The organism is Kyrpidia tusciae DSM 2912, from assembly GCF_000092905.1.
In the GTDB taxonomy this organism is placed as follows: domain Bacteria; phylum Bacillota; class Bacilli; order Kyrpidiales; family Kyrpidiaceae; genus Kyrpidia; species Kyrpidia tusciae.
In genome coordinates, this window is record NC_014098.1 from 2,130,337 (window position 1) to 2,149,657 (window position 19,321).

At 60.5% G+C, this 19,321-nt stretch carries 16 protein-coding genes and 1 other RNA gene; 5 read left to right on the forward strand and 12 right to left on the reverse strand.

The window, feature by feature from the left end; all coding sequences use genetic code 11:
- The first annotated feature begins 292 nt into the window (after positions 1-292).
- The 5 genes from BTUS_RS10720 (at position 293) to BTUS_RS10740 (ending at position 5,520) form a co-directional block, all read left to right on the forward strand.
- The gene (locus tag BTUS_RS10720) at positions 293-1,174 is read left to right on the forward strand and encodes a tyrosine-type recombinase/integrase (protein ID WP_013075662.1); all 882 of its coding nucleotides are present in this window, start codon (positions 293-295) and stop codon (positions 1,172-1,174) included.
- Positions 1,167-2,294 (forward strand): IS91 family transposase, encoded by a 1,128-nt coding sequence (locus BTUS_RS10725; RefSeq protein ID WP_013075663.1) that lies wholly within the window; start codon positions 1,167-1,169, stop codon positions 2,292-2,294. Before BTUS_RS10720 ends, BTUS_RS10725 begins: the two co-directional genes overlap by 8 nt.
- Positions 2,295-2,636: 342 nt before the next feature.
- On the forward strand, positions 2,637-3,095 hold the full coding sequence (locus BTUS_RS10730; RefSeq protein ID WP_013076093.1) for a MerR family transcriptional regulator: 459 nt from the start codon (positions 2,637-2,639) through the stop codon (positions 3,093-3,095).
- The gene (locus BTUS_RS10735; RefSeq protein ID WP_013076094.1) at positions 3,085-3,873 is read left to right on the forward strand and encodes an enoyl-CoA hydratase/isomerase family protein; all 789 of its coding nucleotides are present in this window, start codon (positions 3,085-3,087) and stop codon (positions 3,871-3,873) included. The genes BTUS_RS10730 and BTUS_RS10735 overlap by 11 nt, the downstream gene beginning before the upstream one ends.
- Positions 3,874-3,957: 84 nt before the next feature.
- Positions 3,958-5,520 carry a class I adenylate-forming enzyme family protein gene (locus tag BTUS_RS10740; protein ID WP_013076095.1) on the forward strand — a complete coding sequence of 521 codons (1,563 nt, stop codon included), beginning with the start codon at positions 3,958-3,960 and terminating at the stop codon, positions 5,518-5,520.
- Positions 5,521-5,600: 80 nt separating this feature from the next.
- Here the strand turns inward: BTUS_RS10740 and ssrA are convergent.
- From ssrA to rpoN, 12 genes are all read right to left on the reverse strand, one after another.
- Positions 5,601-5,950: a transfer-messenger RNA gene (gene ssrA / locus BTUS_RS17595) on the reverse strand.
- Between the two features lie 211 nt (positions 5,951-6,161).
- Positions 6,162-6,620 carry an SsrA-binding protein SmpB gene (smpB, locus tag BTUS_RS10745; protein ID WP_013076096.1) on the reverse strand — a complete coding sequence of 153 codons (459 nt, stop codon included), beginning with the start codon at positions 6,618-6,620 and terminating at the stop codon, positions 6,162-6,164.
- Positions 6,621-6,791: 171 nt separating this feature from the next.
- A complete protein-coding gene (gene rnr / locus BTUS_RS10750; RefSeq protein WP_013076097.1) occupies positions 6,792-9,182 on the reverse strand; it encodes a ribonuclease R in 2,391 nt (796 codons plus the stop codon).
- Between the two features lie 104 nt (positions 9,183-9,286).
- Positions 9,287-10,063 (reverse strand): alpha/beta hydrolase, encoded by a 777-nt coding sequence (locus BTUS_RS10755; protein ID WP_013076098.1) that lies wholly within the window; start codon positions 10,061-10,063, stop codon positions 9,287-9,289.
- An 80-nt stretch (positions 10,064-10,143) separates the two neighbouring features.
- A complete protein-coding gene (gene secG / locus BTUS_RS10760) occupies positions 10,144-10,386 on the reverse strand; it encodes a preprotein translocase subunit SecG (RefSeq protein ID WP_013076099.1) in 243 nt (80 codons plus the stop codon).
- A 123-nt stretch (positions 10,387-10,509) separates the two neighbouring features.
- Positions 10,510-11,796, reverse strand: coding sequence for a phosphopyruvate hydratase (gene eno, locus BTUS_RS10765; protein WP_013076100.1), 1,287 nt, complete (start codon positions 11,794-11,796; stop codon positions 10,510-10,512).
- Positions 11,793-13,328 carry a 2,3-bisphosphoglycerate-independent phosphoglycerate mutase gene (gene gpmI / locus BTUS_RS10770; RefSeq protein WP_013076101.1) on the reverse strand — a complete coding sequence of 512 codons (1,536 nt, stop codon included), beginning with the start codon at positions 13,326-13,328 and terminating at the stop codon, positions 11,793-11,795. Before gpmI ends, eno begins: the two co-directional genes overlap by 4 nt.
- Positions 13,325-14,131, reverse strand: a complete 807-nt coding sequence (gene tpiA, locus BTUS_RS10775; RefSeq protein WP_013076102.1) for a triose-phosphate isomerase — start codon at positions 14,129-14,131, stop codon at positions 13,325-13,327. Before tpiA ends, gpmI begins: the two co-directional genes overlap by 4 nt.
- Positions 14,128-15,327, reverse strand: a complete 1,200-nt coding sequence (locus BTUS_RS10780; RefSeq protein WP_013076103.1) for a phosphoglycerate kinase — start codon at positions 15,325-15,327, stop codon at positions 14,128-14,130. The genes tpiA and BTUS_RS10780 overlap by 4 nt, the downstream gene beginning before the upstream one ends.
- Before the next feature lie 210 nt (positions 15,328-15,537).
- Positions 15,538-16,575 (reverse strand): type I glyceraldehyde-3-phosphate dehydrogenase, encoded by a 1,038-nt coding sequence (gene gap / locus BTUS_RS10785; protein WP_013076104.1) that lies wholly within the window; start codon positions 16,573-16,575, stop codon positions 15,538-15,540.
- 63 nt (positions 16,576-16,638) lie between these two features.
- Complete coding sequence (locus BTUS_RS10790; RefSeq protein WP_245543302.1) at positions 16,639-17,751, reverse strand: sugar-binding transcriptional regulator; 1,113 nt, start codon at positions 17,749-17,751, stop codon at positions 16,639-16,641.
- Positions 17,752-17,927: 176 nt separating this feature from the next.
- On the reverse strand, positions 17,928-19,283 hold the full coding sequence (rpoN, locus tag BTUS_RS10795) for an RNA polymerase factor sigma-54 (protein WP_013076106.1): 1,356 nt from the start codon (positions 19,281-19,283) through the stop codon (positions 17,928-17,930).
- Positions 19,284-19,321: the final 38 nt, after the last annotated feature.

Here is a 19,321-nt window from a genome sequence, read left to right on the forward strand (position 1 = left end):
CTTCGCAATCCCGTGTGCGAACCCGGTCGACCGATGCACCCAACATCTTTTTAACTTGACCGATCAAAAGTATTTTATGCGTTTATTTTATCATAATCGCGCATTCACCGGCCTGATAATCGGAATGATTATACGAAGCAGACGAGTATTGAATATTGGACTAAACCGCTAGCGCGGTGGAAAAGACCCCTCCCTCCGTCACCCTGTCTGATACAAGTTTGTTTGGACTCTTTACGTAACTCTCGCTATCCTATTCATGCATCCCCATGCAACAATAGGAGGAGAGTGCCCTATGGGAGCCCATCAGCACGTGCTTCAGCAGATGACGGAGGACCTTCGACTGCGAGGATTGTCACCGAACACCGTCGACGTCTATACCCGTGCCGCCCGGATCTTTCTCGAGTTTTGCAAACGTCCGGTGGATCAACTGGATGTCCAAGATGCCCGTCGGTTTCTGTTGTTCCTCATCTGCGAGAAAAAGCGCTCTGCGGCGACGGTCAACGTCTACAACGCGGCGGTGCGGTTTCTTTTTGCAGTCACTTTGAATCGTACCTTTAATCCTTTGCAAATTCCACGCCAGAAAATGCCGAAAACCCTCCCGCAGGTGTTGAGCCGCCCAGAGATCGCATCCATTCTGGAGCATTGCCACAACCTAAAGCACAAGGCGCTGTTTGCTTTGATCTACGGTTCTGGATTGCGCGTGAGCGAAGCGGCCGCCATCAAAACCCAACACATCGATTCCCGCACCATGCGGGTGTTTGTCCAAGGAGGCAAGGGAGCCAAGGACCGGTACACCGTGCTTTCCCACACCGCTCTGCAACTGTTGCGGGAGTACTGGAAAGCGTATCGTCCGACCCATCCGGAAGGCTGGCTGTTCCTGGGCACGTATTCGCTGGCTCACATCACCTCAGCGGCCATATCCCGTGCCTTTGGCGATGCGCTGAAGCGAGCGCAAATCTCCAAAGAGGTCTCGATCCACTCCTTGCGCCATTCGTTTGCGACCCATTTGTTGGAGGATGGAGTTTCCCTGCTGCAAATCAAAGAATTGCTGGGACATGCCAGCATCCGTTCCACGACGGTGTATTTGCACTTGGCAAATGTCACCTCTGGGATGCTTAGTCCACTTGATCGCCCGCCATCCACGGATAAAGGGAACATCAGTGCCCATGCCTGAACTCCAAGACATCTTCGCCCAGTATGCTGACTCCTACGCAAAGAGGCACCCGCTCTCCCTCGAACAGGGGAAAGTGGTCCGGGCCATCCAGAACTGCCGCACCGCCGCCTTGGGAGGACATGTGGATGAGTGTGACCATTGCGGATACACGCATATCTCCTACAATTCCTGCCGCAACCGTCACTGTCCCAAATGTCAAACCCTGACCAAGGAACGCTGGATCCAAGCCCAGAAGGCGAACTTGCTGCAGGTCGGGTACTTTCATGTTGTGTTCACCCTTCCGGAGGAGCTGAATCCCGTTGCCTACCAGAACCCCGAGGTGGTGTACAACCTCTTGTTCAAGGCCGCTTCGGAAACCCTAACGGAGTTAGCGGCGGACCGCACCTATTTAGGGGCGCAGATCGGTTTTACGGCCGTCCTGCATACCTGGGGGCAGAACCTCATGCTCCACCCGCACCTGCACTGTATTGTTCCGGGAGGCGGGCTGACGACAGACGGACGCTGGGTGAACTCCCGCAAGAAGTTCTTCCTCCCCATCAAGGTGCTCTCGCGTAAATTTCGGGGCAAGTTTCTGTTCCATCTCAAGCGTGCAACGCTTGCACTCCATGGTTCCTTGGAGCCCCTGCGGGACGGGGACCGCTTTCGGGAATGGATGTCCTCCCTCTACCAGAAGGAATGGGTGGTCTATTGCAAGCCGCCGTTTAAGACGCCGGCTCATGTGGTGGAGTATCTCGGACGCTACACGCATCGGGTGGCGATTTCCAATCAGCGGATTCTTCGCGCGGAAGACGGGAAAGTCACCTTCCGGTGGCGGGACTACCGGGATGGAAATCGGCAAAAAGAGATGACATTGACGGCTGAAGAGTTCATCCGCAGGTTCTTGATGCATGTCTTACCCAAGGGGTTTACGAGAATTCGGCACTACGGATTGCTCAGTCCCAGAAACCGAAAGACGAAGCTGAGCCTTTGCCGCAGGTTAACGAAGAGCAACTGCATGCCGGTTCCCAAACTGTCTGCGGTTGAACTGTTTATCCAGTTGACGGGCAAGGATTTCACAGTGTGTCCCCGTTGCGGGGTGGGTCATCTGACGCGGGCGGCTCCCATCCTCAAAACTGCATAGCGGTGGATGATCAGCCCGTGGAATGGGGAGGGGGAAAGTATGCGCACAGACGGAACAACAACGGTATCTGCGCCCATGCAATTCCAGGGTTTTGCCATGAAACCACTTGCAGGACATACTTTCGCGAGGAATGGCGAAGATTGATTCCCCATAGCAGCTAACGACCGCGGTTCAGTCCAAGCAAAATATGCGAAGTCGGCGCTCAGTCTACAGACGAGCGCCACTTTTTACACCGACTTCGCATATTTCACTATTCATTATCTTGACGTTATATACTTTATGGAAACGTTAATTTGCGCTATAATCGGCAAACGATCAAAAAGCAAGGGGGGAGGGACACGCGTGCCGTCGGAACCACGAGAATACCAAATTTCCGACCTCGTTCAGGAGTTTCAGATCAGTCCGAGAACGATTCGGTATTATGAGGAACTCGGACTTGTTCAGCCCCGCCGCACCGCCGGCAACCACCGCATCTATTCTCGTCGCGACCGGGCCAGGCTTAAAATGATCCTTCGCGGGAAGATGCTCGGCTTTTCCTTGCGGGAAATCGCCGTTTTGATCCAACTCTACGACATTGATCCGACGGAAAAGCGCCAGTACGAAGAAGGGTTGCGTTATGCCTACAAACATCTGGAAGAGGTGCGCCATCGCATCGCCGAGCTAAAATTGTTGGAGGCCGATCTGGTCGAAGCCATTCATGCCGCTGAAACAAAATACGGGGAGTTGTCGGCCGAAACGAACCGGGAAGAAACGACCCGAAGCGAAAACATCAAAGGAGTGGAGCCGACCCATGACGGATAAAGTGACGTATGAACACCGGGGGTCCGTGGCGGTCATCACCATCAATCGCCCGGAAAAGTTGAATTGTATCGACGGCGAAACGGCGGAGGGACTTTATGCGGCCTGGACGCGGTTCCGCGATGATCCGGCAGCGTTGGTGGCGATTCTCACCGGGGCGGGCACCGCTTTCAGCACGGGCGCGGATTTGGCCGCGGTGGACACGCTCGGACCCGAAGATCAATATGACCCCGACTTCGTGTACAGCGGTCGAGGATATCTCGGCTTTACCCGACTCACCGACGTGTTCAAACCGACCATCGCCGCGATCAACGGCTACTGCTTTGCGGGCGGTATGGAGATGGCGGCCTGGTGTGACATCCGCATCGCATCGTCCAACGCCGAGTTTGGGTTACTCGAACGCCGATGGAATGTGCCGCTGGTCGACGGGGGAACGCAGCGATTGCCGCGCATCCTGGGCTGGGGGCGTGCGATGGACCTCATGCTGACCGGGCGAAGAATCGACGCCCGGACCGCATATGATTGGGGTTTTGTCACCGAAATCACCGAACCGGATCAACTGCAGGACCGGGCGATTGCTCTGGCCGAACAGATTGCCGCCTATCCGCAAGGTTCGCTCCGGACAGACAAGCAGGCGGCACTGCGAGGCTGGGGTTTGTCCCTTGAGGAAAGTCTGCGCATCGAAACCCAACTCGGCATGCCGCACGTCCGCAGCGAGGAAACGCGAGAAGGACTCGACCGATTTCGGCAGCGCAAGCGGAAGGATTCCCGCAGGACCTGAACGCCCGTGTCGACCTTGGTAACCGGCAAAGTTCACCGTCAAAACGTTGAATCGGAAAACGCGATGGAGAGAGGGATCGAGGGAATGATGATCGCGAGCGAATTGATCCGCAGGGGAGCCGTCTATTTTGCCAATGAACATGCCGTCAGGTTCGGCGATACGTCACTAACATTTTCGGAAGTGTACGGCTACGCCAACCGGTTGGCAAATTTCTTGCTTCATCTGGGACTTCAAAAAGGCGATCGCGTGGCATTCTTGTTGGCCAACTCGGCGCACAGCGTGGCGATTGATTTCGCGATGATTCTATCCGGGTTGGTACGGGTTCCGCTCAATACCCGGCTGTCGCTCCGCGAGCTGGAACACATGGTACGGGAAACCGAAGCAAAAGCACTGATCTTTTCCGAAAATTTTACTCAACAGGCGGATCACTTGCGGCAACATGTTCCGACGCTCCGGTGGCCGATCCTCATCGAGGGTATGGCGAATGCGGACTGGATGCTGGCCGCGCAAGCAGAAATGGTGCGTTATACCGATGATGAACCGAGCGTGAAACTGTCCGAAACCGACCCGGTAACGATTCAGTACACGTCGGGCACCACAGGACAGTTGAAGGCGGCTGTGCACACCCAAGGCACTTGGAGCGCAATCACCACCAATATTTTAACGGCTATCCGAATCGATCGCGGCGATATCATGCTGCACGCCGCACCACTCACCCACGCATCCGGCACCCTCGTCCTGCCGCACTGGATTCGCGGTGCGACCAACGCGATTTTGCCCGGATTTAAGCCGGCGGAGTTCCTTGAAGCGGTCAAACGTATTCGGCCGACAACCCTCAACCTCGTCCCGACAATGATCACCATGCTCTTGGCACACCCTGACGTGGCCGATGTATCTTTTGCTTCGGTTCGTCAAATCATTTACGGTGCCTCGCCGATGCCGTCCGAGACCCTGAAAAGGGCGATCAGCTTATGGGGGCATATATTTATTCAATATTATGGACAAACTGAATGTCCGCTGATTTTAACGGTCTTGGACATCGACGATCACAAGCGCGCGTTGTCCGACCCGCAAGCCGAACACATCCTCCTCTCTTGCGGAAGGCCGACCGCCGTTACCGAGCTTCAAATTCTTGATGAACAGGGAAAACCGGTACCCCCGGGCGAAATCGGCGAGATCGCGGTCCGCTCGACCCAGCAAATGATCGGCTATTTCCAGGCACCGGAACTGACCGCGGATACGATCAAAGACGGATGGGTTCATACCCGCGATATGGGGTACGTCGATACCGAGGGATATGTCTATCTGGTCGATCGAAAGTCCGACATGATTATCAGCGGCGGGTTCAATATCTATCCCCGGGAAGTCGAGGAAGTTTTGTACAAGCATCCCGCAGTGTTGGAGGCCGCAGTGGTGGGCATTCCCCACGATCAATGGGGCGAAGTGGGAAAGGCATTTGTGGTGCTGAAAGAAGGGCAAAGCGCAACCGAAGAGGCGCTGATCGAGCATTGCCGAAAATATTTGGCCGGGTATAAACGCCCCCATTCGATCGAGTTTGTCGACCATCTCCCCAAGAGCGCGGTCGGCAAAGTGGTGCGCCGCCTGTTGCGGGAACCCTACTGGGCGGGACGGCCGCGGCGCATTTAAGCCGAGTCGCGGAAAATCAGGAGGAACTGCAAACAAAACTCCCCACGTCTCCAACAAAGCGCGAACAACTTCGCACTTTCTTGGAGGCGAGGGGAGTCGAACCCCTGTCCGAGAACCTCGCGACACCGGCTTCTACGGGTGTAGTCGTTTTACTGAGGTTCGCCGTCAGAGCGCGAAACGACACGCTCTCTTTCGGGCTAGCCTGCTGTTATCTCGTCAAAGGCCCACAGGCAAAGGCGCTTCGACCAGCCCGCGAAGTTGGCGCCCATCCAAGCGGTGCGGGCGACCGCTCGGTGAACGTCCGGCATTAAGCAGCCAGAGCGAGTTCTTGTTTATTCGCGTTTCTTTTACGCCCGCGTTGGTACGTGGCCGCAGCCCCACGACCCGCCGCCGATGCTCGAACAGTCCCCGTCGAAACCAATACGCCCCCATGTCGTGGTGGGCGGACCGCTCCCCCTGCCCCCGAGCCCTTCCCCCGACAGGCGGTGTGCCCGAGGTCCTTGAGATTCGCGGTTTGCCCGATGCCACCGGCCCGTCAAAGGCCAACCACAGGGCGGCACAAGGCCGGTGCAGTATTTTATTTTATCACGGCTGGAGTATAAAGAAAAGGGGTTTGGGCATCAAACATTTTCCAATCCCCTTCACTTCTGCCGTTCCCGAAAGGCCCGCTCGATCTCCCGGGCCGCGTCCCGTTTGGCCATGTCCTGACGCTTGTCGTACAACTTTTTCCCCTTGGCCAGGCCGATCTCCACTTTGCACAGGCCGTGTCTCAGGTACAGCCGGAGCGGGATAAGCGCATAACCCCGTTCCCGGCTCTGGCCGTGGAGCCGCAAAATCTCGCTTTTGTGGAGAAGCAGTTTCCGGGTTCGCCGGGGGTCGTGGTTAAACCGGTTCCCCTGCTCATACGGACTGATGTGCATGTTGTGCAAAAATATTTCCCCGTTCTCCACCCGGGCGTAGCTGTCCTTCAGGTTGGCCCGGCCCTGGCGAATCGCCTTGATCTCCGTGCCGGTGAGCACAATCCCGGCCTCGAAGGTGTCTTCTATAAAAAAATCATGGTACGCTTTGCGGTTCTGTGCCACCACTTTTTCCCCGGCCATTTTCCCCACCTCATCCCGTCCGGGTATCGCCATTATGATAACCGCATCCAAGGGCCCTGCCAAGGGGGACCGGCCGATATGGCACTACCGGGACCGGAACCGCCCGGCGCCGCATCCGCCCGGGGCAACCCCGCCGTTACGCCCCGGCCCAGTCCCGGGCTCGGTCCCGCCTCAGCCGCGACGCCGCCCCTTTTTTCCCTTCGCCTTCGCCTTTTTTGCCCCGCCATTTTTCTTCTTCTTTTTGCCCGGGGTGACCGCCTCGCCGACAAGAACCAGATCCCGGGCTCGGCTCCGACCGGAGCCTGCCGATTTTCGTTCCCCTACTCTACTGACCGCTGCGGAAGCCGCCCCCGCCACTTTCTTCTTCCGGCGGCCGCGTCCGCCGCTGCCCGCCGCCGGCCGGAACACCGCAGCCCCGTCCCCCGTCTCCTCGGTGCGCCCTTCTCCCACTTCTTCCACCAACCGGAAATCGATGGTGCGCTCCTCTTTGTCCGCCCCGGCCACCAGAACCTTGACCCGATCCCCGATCCGAAAGGTTCGCCCGGTCCGCTCTCCGATCAGGGCGAACTGCCGGTCATCGAAGCGATAATAATCATCGGTCAAATAGCTGATGTGGATCAGCCCCTCCACCGAGTTTTCGAGTTCCACGAACAGCCCGAAGGAGGTGACCCCGCTGACGATCCCTTCAAACGTCTCGCCGACCTTATCGAGCATGAACTCCACTTTTTTCAGATCCTGGCTCTCCCGCTCCGCGTCGATTGCCACCCGCTCGCGTTCGGATGACTGGTCGGCGATCCGCGGCATCTCCGCCCGCCAGTGGGCCTCCTTCGCCGGGGGCAGGACACCCTCCCGCAGCCACTCCCGGATGACCCGATGGATCATCAGATCCGGATAGCGGCGGATCGGCGAGGTAAAATGCGTGTAAAACTCTGCCGCCAGTCCAAAGTGGCCCAGGCCCTCGTGGGAATAGCGGGCTTGGCGCATGGAGCGCAGCAGAATCGTGTTCACCACCCGCTCCTCGGGCTCACCCCGCACCTGCTCCAGGATCTCCTGCAGAGCCCGGGGTTCCGCCCGCCCCCCCTTCGTCCGCAGGACATACCCCAGGTTCCAAATAAACTCTTTAAAACCCTCGATTTTCTCCGGGTCCGGATCTTCGTGCACCCGGTACAAAAAGGGAACCTCCAGCCGCTGAAAATGTTCGGCCACCGTTTCGTTCGCCGCCAGCATAAATTCTTCAATGATCTGCTCGGCGACAGTCTGGGGCTTCCGAACGATATCCACGGGCTTCCCGGAGTCGTCCAGAATCACCTTCGTCTCGTCAAAATGAAAATCCACAGCCCCCCGGGACAAACGCCGCTTTCTCAGCGCCATCGCCAGATCCCGCATGTGCCGGAACATCGGAATCAGCGGCTCATATCTCGCCGCCAGCTCCGGGTCCTCCTCGAGGATGCGGCGCACCGCCGTATACGTCATCCGCTCCCGGGTCCGGATGACGCTAGGGTAGATCTCGTGGCGCACCCGCCGCAGGTCCGGGGTCCACTCCATGTCGCAGGTCATGGCCAACCGGTCCACCTGAGGATTCAAGGAGCAAATCCCGTTTGACAACCGAGGCGGCAGCATGGGGATCACCCGGTCCACCAGGTACACGCTGCAACCCCGGCGGAAGGCCTCCTCATCCAACGCCGACCCTTCCCTGACGTAGTAACTGACATCGGCGATATGCACCCCGAGCAGCCAATTGCCGTTCGGAAGCCGTTCGAGAGAGACAGCATCATCCAGATCCTTCGCGTCCTCCCCGTCGATGGTCACCATGGCGCGATCCCGGAGATCCCGCCGCCCCACAAGATCCTCGCTCTGAACCGTTTCGGGCACCCGTTCGGATTCCGCCAACACATCCTCGGGGAATTCCTCGGGGAGTTCATACTTGCGCACAACGGCCAAAACGTCCACCCCGGGTTCGCCCGGCCGCCCCAACACCTCTACGACCCGCCCTTGGCAACTGGTGGTCCGTTCGGGATAGACGGTGATCTCCACCACCACTTTGTCCCCGTCATTCGCCCCGCCAAAATCGTCCGGCGCGATGAACACATCCACGGGGATCCGCCGATCGTCCGGCCGAACAAAGGCGTAATAGCGCATTGATTGGAGCGTGCCCACCACCGTGTGCAGGGCGCGCTCCAGGATCCGGATCACCTCCCCCTCCGCCCGTTCCCCGTGCCGCCGGTGGATTCGTGCCACCACGCGGTCGCCGTGCATCGCGCCCCCGAGATCCCCGGAACTCACGTAAAGGTCCGGAATCCCCGGTCGATCGGGGATCACAAAACCGTACCCCCGCTGTTTCATCTGCAGCCGCCCGACGAGAAGGTTCATCCGTTCGGGCACGCCGTACCGATGGGTTCGGGTGCGGACCACCTGCCCGCTCTCCTCCATGCGCTGCAAAAGCGCCAGAAACGCCTCCCGTTCACCTTCTTCTATCTGCAAAGCCCTCTGCAGTTCCGCCGCCGCCATGGGCTTATAGGATAATTCTCTCATCAGCGATAAAATCTGTTGTTCCATATTCACCCTCTCACCCCCTCCGAGGGGGACAGACCCGCCACGCCTCAACCGGATCTCGACTCGTTGTTCTAGTATGCACCCTTACCCGCCAGTTGTAACCCATTCCCTTGTCATCGTGGCGCCAAATCGTGTCCCCTCAGCCAATCGAGCACATCCCGCCACACCGCTTCCCGGTCCCGGTCGACAGTCAGAATATGGCCGGACTGCTCGTACCAACGCAACGCTTTGTCGGACGTGCCAACCCGGGCATAAATGTACTGGGCGGACTTCGGGCGCACCGTTCGATCCCGCCGGGCTTGAAGCACCAAGGTGGGGACTCGCACCCCGGGCAACAATCGCTTGGTCCGCCGGATCAAGGTCATCAGTTCGCCGACACATCGGGTGGGCGTGATATCATAACCGGCGAGATACCGTCGAATCTCCGGAGGATGCCCGGCGCTTCCGTCCCGGTGAAACGGGTGAATGGGCGCGACAAAACGGGCCAGGTGCGCCCTCCGATCCTGTAAATAGATAGGGGCACACATGGAGATCACCGCATCCACCGGAACCCCCGCCACCCCGGACCCGAGATACAACGACAAAGCACCCCCCATAGACAGGCCCGCCGCCACGATCCGGGAACTCCGTTCCCGCAACTTTTTCGCTGCATCCCGGGCGGAGGCCACCCAATCCCTCCAGCCTGTTCGTTCCATATCTAACGGAGACGTGCCGTGCCCCGCCAACAGCGGCCCCGCCACGGTATACCCCTGCTGGGCAAACCACTGACCCATCGGTCTCATTTCCGAAGGCGAACCGGTAAACCCGTGCACCAGCAGAATCCCCACTGAACCCCCGGGGAAGAAAAACGGCTCGGGCGACGCCTCCGTAAATTCCTGGTCTTCCTTCACCCCGACCCTCCTCTCGAAGACAAAGCCGCCCGCGGAGCGGACGGCTGCTCTCTTCCCATCCCCTATGAAACTCTTCCCTTTCAAGATCCCCGGGCAATCAACCACGCAACGACGAGCGCCAGGATAAAAAATACAGTGCCCAACATCGTCGTCGCTTTCACCAACACCGCATCGATACCCCTGGCTTTGCGCCCGACCAGCTGCTCGGCGCCCCCGGCGATTGCTCCGGACAACCCAGCGCTCCGGCCGGATTGCATGAGAACCACCCCGATGAGGGCCAAGCTCACAATCACCAGTAAGATCTTCAAAATCACCAGCCACATGGGCTACGCCCCCGCCTTTCATCCTGCCGGGTCACCCCCGGCCTTCATCCCGCCTTCGAGACTTCCCGGGCACTCCATCATTCCCTGTCTATCGTATCATGAATGCGCCCAGGAGCACAACCACTATCCACGCAGGTTATAGAAGGCGTCCCGGCCGGCGTACCGCCCGGTATACGTCAACGCATCTTCAATCCGAAGCAACTGATTATATTTGGCCACCCGATCCGTTCGGGAAGGCGCCCCGGTCTTGATCTGCCCGGTTTGGGCCGCCACGGCGATGTCGGCGATGGTCACATCCTCCGTCTCCCCGGACCGGTGGGAGATCACCGCCGTGTAGCCCGACCGTTTCGCCATTTCAATGGCCTCGAAGGTCTCGGTCAAAGTGCCGATCTGGTTGACTTTTACCAGGATCGAGTTGGCCACCCCCCGATCGATCCCCGTTCGCAGCCGGGACGTATTGGTGACAAAAAGGTCATCGCCCACCAACTGGACTTTCTTTCCCAGCCGAGCGGTCAGCGCCTCCCAACCTTCCCAATCGTCCTCCGCCAACCCGTCTTCCACCGATACAATGGGATATTTGGCGATCAATCGTTCGTAGAAAGCGATCATCTCCTCGGCCGTTCGGGTAACCCCTTCGCCGGCAAAGACGTACCGGCCATCTTTGTACAACTCGCTCGACGCCACGTCCACGGCCAGCATCACGTCCTCGCCCGGGCGATATCCCGCCTTCTCCACGGCCCGCACGATGACCTGGAGCGCCTCTTCGTTCGATCCGAGACTCGGCGCAAACCCGCCTTCGTCGCCCACCGCCGTGGCCAGTCCCTTCTCCGACAGCACTTTTTTCAGGGCATGAAACACCTCGGCCCCCATCCGAAGGGCTTCCCTAAAAGTCGATGCCCCCACCGGCAGGATCATAAATTCCTGGATGTCCACATTGTTGTCGGCGTGTTTCCCCCCGTTGAGGATGTTCATCATCGGCACGGGCAAAGTCCGGGCCGCGAATCCCCCGAGGTACACGTACAGGGGAAGCCCCACGGCTTGGGAAGCGGCGTGGGCCACCGCCATGGACACCCCGAGGATGGCGTTCGCCCCCAGCCTGCCCTTGTTGGGCGTTCCGTCGAGGTCGATCATCAGCCGGTCGATCCCCACCTGATCCAGGGCATCCTGTCCGATCAACTCCGGCCCGATGGTCTCGTTGACGTGCTCCACCGCTTTCCGGACGCCCTTGCCGCCGTAGCGCTCCCCGCCGTCCCGCAACTCCACCGCCTCGTGGGCGCCGGTGGAAGCTCCGGAAGGAACAATGGCCCGCCCCGTCGCCCCGCCTTCGAGCTCAACTTCCACTTCCACCGTCGGATTCCCCCGGGAATCCAGCACTTCCCGGGCTGTGATTTCATAAATCGTCGTGTTCACCGCACCAACCTCCGCCCCGTCATGTCCTTTGGCTTCTCCAATCCTAACAAATCGAGCATCGTCGGCGCAATGTCGGCGAGGACGCCGCCCTCCCGGAGGTGAACCCCCGGTTTCGTCACGATGAAGGGCACCGGATTGGTGGTATGGGTGGTGCACGGCCCCCCCGTCTCCGGGTCGATCATCACATCGGCGTTTCCGTGGTCCGCCGTAATCAGAGCCACCCCGCCTTGGGCGAGCACCGCCTCCACCACCCGGCCCAGGCATTCATCCACCGCTTCCACCGCCCGGATCGCCGCCTGCAGATCGCCAGTGTGGCCGACCATATCCGGATTCGCAAAATTCAACACCACCACGTCCAGGGTCCCGGTGCGAATCCGCTCCACCGCCGCATCCGCCACCTCATAGGCGCTCATCTCCGGCTTCTGATCATAAGTCGCCACCTTGGGGGAAGGAATCAGCACCCGATCTTCCCCTTCGAAGGGCTCCTCCCGTCCGCCGCTGAAAAACGAGGTCACATGGCGGTATTTTTCCGTCTCAGCGATGCGCAACTGGCGCATTCCATGTCGTTCCAGAATCTCCCCCAGAGTATCCGTCAAAGACTCCGGCCCAAAAGCCACTTCAGCGCGAATGGCCTCGCTGTACTGGGTCATGCCGACGTAGTCCACCACCGGCGGCTGCGGCCCCCGATCGAACTCCTGAAAATCCTTCTCTGTAAAGGCCCGGGAAATCTGGACCACGCGGTCCGGACGAAAATTAAACACAATCACCGCATCACCGTCTTCCACGGAGCCCACCGGCCGCCCGGCTTCATCCACCATCACCATCGGGACCACAAACTCATCCGTCACCCCCCGGCGAAAGCTCGCCTCCAGGGCTTCGAGCGGATCGGTGTACGTCTCCCCCTCCCCATACACCATCGCCCGGTAGGCCTTGGCGGTTCGCTCCCATCGCCGGTCCCGATCCATGGCGTAGTAGCGCCCCGACAAGGTGGCAATTCGCCCCACCCCGAGCTCCCGCATACGATCCATCAATTGCCTCACATACACCCGGGCCGATTCGGGCAAGACATCCCTGCCGTCCAGAAATGCGTGGACAAACACCCGGCCCGCGCCCTCCCGCCTGGCCATCTCCAACAGCGCAAACAAATGCTCGATGTGGCTGTGCACCCCCCCGTCGGAGAGCAGCCCCGCCAGGTGAAGCCGGCTATCCCGTTCCTTTACGTGCCGCATCGCCCCGAGCAGCGCCGGATTGCGGAAAAAATCCCCCTCCCGGATCGCCTTGGACACCCGGGTCAGGTCCTGGTACACCACCCGACCCGCGCCCAAATTGAGATGCCCTACCTCGGAGTTGCCCATCTGCCCGGCGGGAAGCCCCACCGCCTCCCCGCTGGCCTGAAGTTGAGTATGTGGATATTCCTTCCAATAACGATCAAAATTCGGCTTTCGGGCCTGGGCCACCGCATTGCCTTCCCGCTCCTCCCGAAGCCCAAAACCATCCAAAATAATCAGCGCCACAGGACGCGGACGATTCATTGTGCCTCTCCTTTCCCCGCCTGGGCAGCAGCGGCCTTTGCCGCCGCGGCCACCAAGGCGAAAAACGATTCTGGACGCAAACTCGCCGTGCCCACGAGCCCGCCGTCCACCTCGGCCTCCGCCAAAAACTGCACAAAATTATCCGGGGCCACGCTGCCCCCGTACAGAATCCGGATCTCCTCCGCCGCGGGGCCCGCCAAATCCCGCAGCCTGCGCCTCACCGCCGCCGCCATTTCCCCGGCATCCCGGGCCTCGGCGGACCGCCCGGTCCCGATCGCCCACACCGGCTCGTAAGCCACGACCACCCGGGCCGCCCGGCCGGTGTCAAGTCCTTCTAAAGCGGCGGTGAGCTGGGCGGCCACCACCTCTTCTGCCCGACCCGCCGTGCGCTGTTCCAACGTCTCGCCGACGCAGAGAATCGGCGTCATCCCTTCGTCGAGCGCCGCCTGTAACTTTCGCTGCACCGCCTCGTCCGACTCGCCAAAATAGGCCCGTCGTTCAGAATGGCCCACGATCACATGAGAGCACCCCACGGCCCGGAGCATCCCGGGCGACACCTCGCCGGTGAACGCCCCCCGGGGCTCCCAGTGGACGTTCTGGGCCCCCAAGTACACTCCCCGAGCCCGGAGGTTCGCCCCGTCTAGGGCGGGCAGCGCGGTGTAAGGCGGACAAATCACCACCTCCACCCGCTCGCTCTCCCCCGACAACCGGCCCGAAAACTCGCGCCAAAAGGCCAGGGCCTCCTCGGGCGTTTTGTTCATCTTCCAGTTCGCCGCCAAAAGCGGTTTCCGGGCCGCGTTCATCTCTGCACCGCCTCCCGGTCGAGAAGAGCGGCCACCCCGGGCAGCACGCGCCCTTCGAGAAATTCCAGCGACGCCCCGCCCCCGGTGGACACGTGGGTCATGCGCTCCGCCAGTCCCATTTTCGTCACCGCCGCGGCAGAATCTCCCCCGCCGACGATGGTGGTGCCCTTCACCCCGGCCATGGCCTGGGCCACCGCCAAAGTCCCGGCCGCAAAAGGTTCCATTTCAAATACCCCCATCGGCCCGTTCCAGATCACCGTGTGGGCGTCCGCCAGCATCGCCCGGAAGCGCTCCACCGTCTCCGGGCCGATGTCCAGGGCCATCCATCCCTCCGGCACCCCCGCTTCCACCCGCACCGTCCGGCGCTGGGCATCGGCGGAAAAGCGATCGGCGATCACCAGATCCACGGGCAAAAGAAGGGCTGTCCCCCGGCCCTCCGCCGCCCGCAAGGTCTCCCGGGCGGTCTCCAGGCGGTCTTCCTCCACGGAGGAACTCCCCATGCGATAGCCCCGGGCAGCGAGAAACGTGTTGGCCATCCCGCCCCCGATGAGGAGCCGGTCCACTTTTTCGAGAAGACGGGCCACCACACCGATCTTGTCGCTCACCTTAGCCCCGCCGAGTACCGCCGCAAAAGGGTGTTCCGGGTGGCTGAGGGCCCGGGCCAGCACGGTCAACTCCCGCTCCATCAAGAGCCCGGCCACCGCCGGCAAGAACTGCGCCAACCCCGCCGTAGAAGCATGGGCTCGGTGGGCCGCCCCGAAGGCGTCGTTCACGTATAGGTCGGCCAAACCCGCCCAAGCCCGGGCCAGGGCTGGATCATTTTTCTCCTCCCCGGGCTCAAAGCGAACATTTTCCAACAACAGCACATCTCCGGGACCCATTCCCGCCACCGCCTGTTCCACTTCTGGTCCCACCACAGCATCCACTTTATGTACGGGCCGGCCGAGAAGCTCCCGAAGGCGCCGGGCCACCGGGTCCAGCCGATACCGCTCATCCACCCGGCCTTTCGGGCGGCCCAGGTGAGACGCCAGGATCAACCGGGCTCCGCCCCGAATGAGATACTCAATCGTGGGCAGAGCCGCGCGGATTCGGCCATCGTCCACCACCCGGCCGTCCTCGATGGGCACGTTAAAATCCACCCGCACAAAAACGCGCTTTCCCTGAACCTCCACATCCCGAATCGTTGCTTTGTCCATCCCCCATCTCCCTCCGTTCACAGGCTCTCCCGCACATGCAAAGAGGAGAAGGGCCGCCTCCTCCTCATCCAACCATTCTAATCCTAACAGATTTTGCAGCGGGACGGAACTGGACCCACATCATCCCATCGGGTCATTTTTCATCCCAGGTGCAGAGCGGCAGGGGGACCCTCTCCGGGCGCCGAGCGTCAATATCCGGCTGTCATGTCTTTATACCCCGAGAGCCGCCAACGCCTTCTCCTGGGACGGGAATCCCTTCCGGGCCATGTACACCGCCAAATCCACCACCCGGTTCGAGTACCCCCACTCGTTGTCATACCAGGCCACCGCCTTGACCATCGTGCCCTCCATCACCATCGTGGAAAGACCGTCCACCACCGACGACCGCGGGTCGCCGTTGAAATCTCTCGAGACCAGGGGCTGATCGGTATAGCCCAGAATGCCGTTGAGCGGCCCTTCTGCCGCTTCGCGCAAAACGGCGTTCACCTCATCCACCGTGGTGGAGCGCCGCACATCCACCACCAGGTCCACCACCGAGACGTTCGGCGTGGGTACCCGCATGGCAAATCCGTTCAGTTTTCCTTTCAACTCCGGCAGGACCAAGGCAACCGCCTTGGCCGCCCCGGTGGTGGTGGGAATAATGGACAGTCCCGCCGCCCGGGCCCGGCGCAGATCTTTATGAGGAAAATCCAAGATTCGCTGGTCGTTGGTATAAGAATGCACGGTAGTCATCAGGCCGCGTTCAATCCCGAACTGCTCGTGAAGAACTTTCGCCAACGGCGCCAGACAGTTGGTGGTGCAGGAGGCATTCGAGATAATAAAATGCCGCTCGGGATCGTAAGCCCCCTCATTGACCCCCACCACCACCGTCAGATCCTCATCCTTGGCCGGCGCCGTGATGATTACCTTCTTCGCCCCGGCTTGCAAATGGGCCTTGGCCTGCTCCCGGCTGCGGAACCTCCCGGTGGACTCCACCACCACGTCGATGTCCAACTCCCCCCAGGGCAGGCGGGAAGGATCGGCTTCGGCACACACCTTTATCCGCTTGCCGTTCACCACCAGGGCTTCCCCCTCCGCCCGGACCTCCGCATCAAAAATCCCGTGCACCGAGTCGTATTTTAATAGCATCGCCAAAGTTTCGGCGTCGGTGAGGTCGTTCACCGCAGCGATTTCCACATCTCCTCGGCGGAACGCCGCCCGAAAAACATTGCGCCCGATTCGCCCAAACCCGTTGATCGCCATCCTCATACCCAGATCCCTCCACTTTTTTCAATGCCATTTCGCCGCCGGACCGCCCGGGCGGCCGGTTGCTCAGGAAATCTCATGAATTTCGGCGGTTTTGGCGCCCTCGCCCTGGTCTTCCCAACCCTTGTACCGGGCCAGGATCTCCCGGGCGGCGCCTTCGTCCGTCACCAACATGTGGGGCGCTACTGCCTTGGCCACCGCGGCAATAGCTCCCGCCTTGCCGCGACCGCCCGCGACGGCAATCACCGCCCGCATACCGGAAAGATCCCCCAGACCCAGGCCCAGGGTATGTTGTTGATACACGATTCGCCCATCTCGGTCAAAATAGTATCCGAACGCTTCCCCTACGGCGCCCCGCTCTTCCAGCACAGCGATTTCTTCCGGCGGCAAACGCCTTCTCCGGGCCATGGCTATAGCCTGGCCGATCCCGTGAACGACAATGCTCGCCTGTCGAATGAGCTGCAGTTTTTCTGCGATCTGAGGCTCGCCGGCCAAGGATCGATACGCCTCTTCGCTGAGCCGGTCGGGGACATGAAACAGGAGGTACTCCGCCCGGAGTCGCTCGGCGAGGTCTGCAGCGATGGTGTTCGCTTGGTATTCCATCCGCTCTCCCACCCCGCCCCGGGCCGGGACCACCAAAATGTTCCCCGGGTGAACCGGCGGCATCCGGGCCGCCACCGCGGCCACCGTCGTCCCCCCGGTTACCGCCACCACGTCCCCCCGGCGGAGAACCTCCCGCAAAAACCGGGCGGCGGTAAACCCGAGATCGCCTTTGACTTCGGGATTTTCATCCAGGTCACCGGAGACGACCCGCACGGCTCGCAACCCCAACACCCGGCGCAATTCCCGCTCCAGATCCGCCCGCCCGTCTAGAATCCCCATCACTTCCCCCAGGGCGTCCAGCAGGGACTCCCCTAAAGGCGTGAGGCGCATCCCACTGCTGTCCACGGCCACAAGACCCTGGTCCTTCAAAAAGTCCACCTCGCCCCGCAAAATGCGCTCGGTGGTGTCCATCACCTGGGCCAGGGTCCGGCGGCCCACCGGCTGCATGTCGTACATCTGCCGCAGGATGCGAAACCGGCCTTTCATCGTCTCGATCACATCGGGCACCAACCTCTGCTGCAGGGTCAGCAGACTTTTCATGGCTTCATCCCGCCGTTCCACGTTCCACGGATCCACGCGCCTCTCCCACCTTCTTTCGGGACATAAAATGTCCCTCATGTACTTTTTTCGTCCCGATCGGGGCTAAAGAAAGAGGCGGCACCGCTGCGTGCGGAACCTCCTTTTACTCCAGTATACGCTGGACCCTTTGGGCCGGCAAGAGGGAATGGTCCCTCGCCGGCCTTTGGGGGGCCTCAGGAACCATAGCGCCGGCGCTGGGCTGACGAGGCAATGCGGAGTTCCTCGCGGTATTTAGCCACGGTTCGGCGGGAGATCCGAATGCCCTCTTGCTGCAAAAGGTCGGCCAGGCGCTGGTCGCTCAGAGGGTCTGAACGATCCTCCTCCTGGATCCATTTGCGAATCTTCGCTTTGATGCTCTCCGCCGATGCCCCTTCTCCGCCTCGGGTCTGAACCCCTGAGCTGAAGAAATATTTTAACTCCAATACTCCCCGGGGCGTCTGGGCGTATTTGCCCGTGGTGGCCCGGCTGACGGTGGATTCGTGCACTCCGACCCGCTCGGCCACTTGGCGCAGAGTCATCGGGCGCAAGTACTCCAAGCCCCGGTCAAAAAAGTCCCTCTGCAGCTCCACAATGGCTTCGGTCACCCGCAGAATCGTCTGTCTTCGCTGCTCCAAACTGCGGATCAACCACATGGCCGATTGAATTTTTTTCGACAGATAAGATTTCGCCTCCCGGTCCGCCCCTTGGGTCGAGGCGATCCGGCGATAGATGGGGTTAATATGCAAATGCGGCGTGAGCCGATCGTGTACCACCACCACATAGTCCCCGCCCACCCGCTCAATGGTCACATCCGGAATCACAAACCGGACCTGATCCCCAAAAAACATCCTCCCGGGTTTCGGGTCCAAGGTTTTCAGCAGGTCGGACAGACGCTGTACTTCTTGCAGGTCGACCTGCAAAGCCTGGGCGATTCGCGACTGACGCCCCTCGGCCACATCCTGAAGATGATGATCGATCAGATCCTTCAGACCGGGTTCGTCGGGATAACGCTCCCGGGCCTGAATGTTGAGACATTCCCGCAGGTCCAGCGCCCCGATCCCCAAGGGTTCCAGGCCGTGCAACCGGCGGCGGCACCGCTCCACCAACATTTCCTCCACCCCGAGTTGTGCGGCCATCTCGGCGCTGGACATGGACACATAGCCGCGTTCGTCGATATTCCCGATGATGTAACGCAGCACCCGTTTTTCCAAGGGGCTCAGTCGGAGATCGGACAACTGAACCATCAAATGGTCTTCGAGATTCTCGGCTCTGGCCGCCACGTCCGCCGGAGGCTCCCGGTACGATTCGCGCATCGAGCGCAGCAGTCCCGGATCTGGGCCGGATTCCCGCAACCAGGCGTCAAATTCGCCCCATCCTTCGGCCCCGGCCGCCTCTTCCCATTCCATCACCGGATTCTCGGCCATCTCTTGTTGTAAGTATTGCGATAACTCGAAGGAAGACAATTGCAGAATTGCAATCGCTTGGCGCAACTCTTGAGTAAGGATCAACTTTTGCGTTTGTTGCTGCCACAGTCCGAACCCCATCTGCATCCGTCGTCACCTCCTGTTCATCCCCGCTTCAATCCTTC